The 4910-nt window shown below is 68.3% G+C and carries 5 protein-coding genes; 3 read left to right on the top strand and 2 right to left on the bottom strand.

What is annotated here, in order from left to right; translation table 11 throughout:
• The first annotated feature begins 223 nt into the window (after window positions 1-223).
• The gene (locus A5700_RS08735; RefSeq protein ID WP_068067924.1) at window positions 224-2281 is read left to right on the top strand and encodes a penicillin-binding protein 2; all 2058 of its coding nucleotides are present in this window, start codon (window positions 224-226) and stop codon (window positions 2279-2281) included.
• 1 nt (window position 2282) lies between these two features.
• Here the strand turns inward: A5700_RS08735 and A5700_RS08730 are convergent, their stop codons facing one another.
• Together A5700_RS08730 and A5700_RS08725 are read right to left on the bottom strand one after the other, a co-directional pair.
• The gene (locus tag A5700_RS08730; protein ID WP_197504149.1) at window positions 2283-2660 is read right to left on the bottom strand and encodes a DUF732 domain-containing protein; all 378 of its coding nucleotides are present in this window, start codon (window positions 2658-2660) and stop codon (window positions 2283-2285) included.
• Window positions 2661-2775: 115 nt separating this feature from the next.
• Complete coding sequence (locus A5700_RS08725; RefSeq protein ID WP_068067918.1) at window positions 2776-3876, bottom strand: FAD-dependent monooxygenase; 1101 nt, start codon at window positions 3874-3876, stop codon at window positions 2776-2778.
• 70 nt (window positions 3877-3946) lie between these two features.
• Between A5700_RS08725 and A5700_RS08720 the strand changes: the two genes are divergently transcribed.
• Together A5700_RS08720 and A5700_RS08715 are read left to right on the top strand one after the other, a co-directional pair.
• Window positions 3947-4552 carry a TetR/AcrR family transcriptional regulator gene (locus tag A5700_RS08720; protein ID WP_068067915.1) on the top strand — a complete coding sequence of 202 codons (606 nt, stop codon included), beginning with the start codon at window positions 3947-3949 and terminating at the stop codon, window positions 4550-4552.
• A gap of 84 nt (window positions 4553-4636) precedes the next feature.
• A partial coding sequence (locus tag A5700_RS08715) for a Mur ligase domain-containing protein (RefSeq protein ID WP_231991392.1) occupies window positions 4637-4910 on the top strand: 274 nt, incomplete at its 3' end.

Raw genomic sequence — 4910 nt, 5'->3', positions numbered from 1 at the left:
GTGAGTCTATCCCCGGCGGTGACGGATCAAGCAGGAGTTTTCGGATCGATCCGGGTGAGGTGTCGATTCCGTTGGGCGGCTTGCCCGTTCCTGCTCCCGGCCAAGCGCCTGCGCCGCTGCCCGCCGAAATCCCGGTGCCCGTGCAGTTGGGCCGCCCGGGCGTACCGCCGAGCACCGGCGCCGTGCCGGGTCCCGCGGTTGCTGCGACGCCGGGTGTGCCCAGGTGAGTCGAGGAGACCAGCCGCGTGCACGTCGGACGCAGTCGGCCCGACCGGCGCGTGGGCCCCGAAAAAACCCGGAGGACAAGGGCGTTCGACAACCGAAGCGGCGCCTGAAGCCACAGGGCAACGACGTCGCCGAGCCCGGCCGCGTGCGAAAAGCCAAGGGGACGCGCGCGGCGCAGCGTCCGTCGGCGGACGCGCCGCCCGGGCACTCCGCGCGGCAACGTCGCACCCGTCAGGTCGTCCAGGTCGGCGCCCGGGGTGCGTCGTTCGTCTTCAGGCACCGCGCCGGCAATGTGGCGATCCTGGTGTTGATGTTGGTGGCCGCGGCGCAGCTGTTCGTCTTGCAGGTCACCAACGCGCCGACGCTGCGCGCCCAAGCCGCCGGACAGCTGAAGGTCACCGACGTGGAAAAGGCGGTGCGGGGCAGCATCATCGACCGGATGAAGAATCAGCTGGCCTTCACGATCGAGTCGCGGGCGCTCACGTTCCAGCCGAAGCGGATTCACAAGCAACTCGACGAGGCCAAGAGCAAGAACTCGGCCGCGCCCGACCCGCAACAGCGGCTCAAGGACATCGCGAAGGAAGTGGCCACCCGCCTGAGCAACAAGCCGGACGCCGCAACGATTTTGAAGAAGCTGCAAAGCGACGACAACTTCGTTTACCTGGCCCGCGCCGTCGACCCCGCGGTCGCCAGCGCCATCTCGGACAAGTTCCCCGAGGTCGGCTCTGAGCGCCAGGACCTGCGGCAGTATCCGGGTGGATCGTTGGCTGCCAACATCATCGGCGGTATCGACTGGGACGGGCACGGCCTGCTCGGCCTCGAGGAATCCATGGATTCCGTGCTGTCCGGGACCGACGGTTCGGTCACCTACGACCGCGGTTCGGACGGCGTCGTCATCCCCGGCAGTTACCGCAACCGGCACCGGGCGGTCAACGGCTCCATGGTCCAGCTCACCCTCGACGACGACATCCAGTTCTACGTGCAGCAGCAGGTGCAGCAGGCCAAGGACGTGTCTGGCGCGCACGACGTGTCGGCTGTGGTCCTGGACGCCAAGACCGGTGAGGTCCTGGCGATGGCCAACGACAACACCTTTGACCCCTCCCAGGACATCGGGAGGCAGGCCAACAAGCAGTTGGGCAACCTGGCGGTGTCCTCGCCGTTCGAGCCCGGCTCCGTGAACAAGGTCATCACCGCCTCCTCCGTCATCGAATACGGCCTGTCGAACCCCGACGAGGTGCTGCAGGTGCCCGGGACCATCCAGATGGGCGGCGTCTCCATCCACGACGCCTGGGACCACGGGGTGATGCCGTACACCACCACGGGGGTCTTCGGAAAGTCCTCCAACGTCGGCACGTTGATGTTGGCGCAGCGCGTCGGGCCGGAACGTTTTTACGACATGGTCCGCAAATTCGGCCTGGGCCAACGCACCAACGTGGGATTGCCCGGTGAGAGTGCTGGGCTGGTTCCGCCGATCGATCAATGGTCGGGCAGTACCTTCTCCAACCTGCCGATCGGACAAGGCCTTTCGATGACGCTGCTGCAAATGGCCGACATGTACCAGGCCATCGCCAACGACGGGGTGCGCATCCCGCCGCGCATCATCAAGGCCACCATCGCCCCCGACGGCACCCGCACCGAGGAACCCAAACCGGACGGTGTGCGGGTGGTGTCGGCGCAGACGGCCCAGACCGTGCGCAACATGTTGCGCTCGGTGGTGCAGCGCGATCCGATGGGCTACCAGCAGGGCACCGGCCCGTCGGCCGCCGTGCCGGGCTACCAGATGGCGGGCAAGACGGGCACCGCGCAGCAGATCAACCCGGCCTGCGGTTGTTACTTCGACAACGTCTACTGGATCACGTTCGCGGGGATGGCCACCGTCGACAACCCCCGCTACGTCATCGGCATCATGATGGACAACCCCGAGCGCAACGCCGACGGTACGCCCGGCCACTCGGCGGCCCCGCTGTTCCACAACATTGCGGGCTGGCTGATGCAGCGTGAAAACGTTCCGCTCTCACCGGATCCGGGCCCGCCGCTGACGTTGCAGGCCACCTGAGTCAGCTGGTGCTGTAGGCCCAGTAGTCGTAGGCGCCCGGCACCGGGCACAGGTCGGCATAGGCGGCCTTGACGAAATCGGCGGCTTGGTCGACGGTGAGCTGCGGGTAGTCGTGTTGCAGCCCCGCTACCACCCGGTTGGGTGGGACGCGCCCGTTCCACAGCTGCCAGCACACGCTGTAGCCGTCTTCCAGCATCGCCGGGTCGGTGCCGGTGACGCCGGCCGTTCGCACGGCCGCCAAGAAATCTCGCGGGGTGTGCTGTCGGGCCGTCGGGGCGGCATGGGCCAACGGCGCCACCCCGACGGCCGTGGCCGCGCCCACCCCGGCGGCCACCGCAGTCAGAGCCGTTTTCCAACCGTTAACCTTTAATATCCCCATGATTAAAATCATGGACATGCGTACTTAAGGCTTACTGTGCCTCGGGTGCGGTGTTGCTGTTGGTCACCGCCCGGTGCGAGAGTCCCGCTCTAGCAACGGTTCAACAGTGGCCCACTCAGGCGGCACCGAACGCGCGGTTACGCTCGTCGATCTGCTCCTGTGTGGCCGGGACCAGGTGCTCACCTCCGGGCGCCGCGGTGGCCTGACAGCGGTCGGCGTGCGGCCGTTGGTCGCGCTCGTACTGCTCGAACGCGCGCTCGATGTCGCCGGGATGATCCCGCAGCGCCCGCGCCAGGAACCAGGCGCCCGTGAGAGCGAGGCTGGTGCCGCGACCGGACAGCGGTGAGGCGCAATGCGCGGCGTCACCGACCAACACGACGCGACCCAGATGCCAAGCGTCCATGTGAATCTGGCTCACCGAGTCGAAGTAGAGTTCCGGGTCGGCGACGGCCGCCGAGACCAATTCGGGAACCCGCCACTCGTCGTGACCGGCGAAGGCGTCGGCCAGCAGGCGTTTCTGCGCCGCCAGGTCGTGATAGTCGTAGTCGAGCCAGCGCGAGCGAAACATCAACACCGCCAAAGCCTTATCGTTGTAGGCGGCGATGCCGGCCAGGTGGCCGGGAAAGTTGTACATCGGGTTTTCGCGGCTGGTCGGCGTGTAGCCGGGCAGGGCGCCCAAGGCCACGTAGAACCCCAGGTGGCGCAAGAATTTCCGCTCGGGTCCGAACGCGAATCGCCGTACCGCCGAATGCATTCCGTCGGCGCCCACCACCACGTCATAACGCTCCCGCGCACCCGAGGCGAACCGGACGTCCACCCCGGCGCCGTCGTCGCCAAGCGCGGCGATGGATTCGCCGAACCGCAACCGGGTGGACGGTCCGAGGCTGTCGTACAGGATCGTGGTGAGATCTTCGCGGGGAATCTCGATGTCGTCGGCGCTGTCGTTGATCAGGTCCGGCGGCGGCTCGGCCACCACGGTGCCGTCGCTGTCGACGAACTGCACGCGCTCGGTCATGTCCACCCGGTGCGCGCGGATTCGATCCAGCACGCCCATCTTTCCCGCGACGGCGATGGAATCCCCGCGAATGTCGATCGGGGAGCCGTTGACCCGCAGATGGGTCGCGCGCTCGACGATGGTGACGTCGTGGCCGTCGGCGCCCAGGTCGATGGCCGTGCTCAGGCCGGCGATGCCCGCACCGGAGATGAGAATGCGCACGGGGCGGCTCCTTCCTCGGTATAAGATACGTTACGTATCCAAACGATAAGCCGGAGCGCTAGGAAACGCAATGTCTCTTAAGTCGGCCGATGGGCCCCAGCGCCGTCGCGGTGCCGCGCTCGAGGAGGCGCTGCTGGACGCGGCCTGGACGGAGCTGACCGAACGCGGCTACGACGACATGACCATCGACGCCGTCGCCGTGCGAGCGGGCACCAGCCGGGCCGTGCTCTACCGGCGCTGGCCCAACAAGCAGGAACTGGTGCGGGCCGCGCTGGCACGCCAGGCGCGCCTTGAGGTGGTCCGGGTCCCCGACACGGGCAGCCTGCGGGGCGACATCATCGCCCTGCTGCAGGAGGCGAACCGGGTGCGGGTGGGCCTGGTGGCGTTGCTGCTGACCCGGTTGGGCGGTTTTTACGAGCAGACCGGTAGCAGCCTCGCCGACCTCAAGGAATTCGTGCACGGCGACCGTGAGGCGGCCGTGGAACAGGTCATCCAACGGGCCGCCGACCGTGGCGAGCTCGACCCCCGCCGGGTCACCAAGCGCATCGCGCGGCTGCCGGTGGACCTGTTCCGGTACGAGCTCCTGATGACGTTGCGGCCGTTGCCCGACGAGGCCATCGAGGAGATCGTCGACACCATCTTCCTGCCGCTGCTGGAGCACCGCGGCACCCGGTGACGGCGCACCGCAGGCGCGGGAGCGGCTCGTCGGTCCCCCGCCTAGGTAGGGTGTCATGGCCGATCATGGCTATGGAGGTGGTGACTGGTGTCGGTGCCCACGGGGCTGCGGCCCGGCGCCGTGGCGGGCGCGCGACTGCCGGCGCTGGCCGCACAGGTCGGCGCGCGGGTGACGGGCGGCGCCACCACGGTTCCGGACCTGTCCATCACCGGCGTGACGCTGCGGGCCCAGGACGTCCGCCCGGGCGACCTGTTCGCGGCGCTGCCGGGGGCGACGACGCACGGCGCCCGGTACACCGCCGAAGCCCTGGATCGCGGCGCTGCCGCGGTGCTCACCGACGCCGCCGGGGTCGCCGAAC

The sequence above is a fragment of the Mycobacterium sp. E1214 genome (assembly GCF_001666755.1).
Classification (GTDB): domain Bacteria; phylum Actinomycetota; class Actinomycetes; order Mycobacteriales; family Mycobacteriaceae; genus Mycobacterium.
The sequence above is the reverse complement of the archived record's forward strand: the minus strand, read 5'-3'. Positions and strand labels throughout refer to the sequence as shown.

Excerpts from the sequence above, each read along its gene's own strand:
- A5700_RS08730 (WP_197504149.1), bottom strand. The coding sequence starts at position 2,660 with ATGGGGATATTAAAGGTTAACGGTTGGAAAACGGCTCTGACTGCGGTG.
- A5700_RS08720 (WP_068067915.1), top strand. The coding sequence starts at position 3,947 with ATGTCTCTTAAGTCGGCCGATGGGCCCCAGCGCCGTCGCGGTGCCGCG.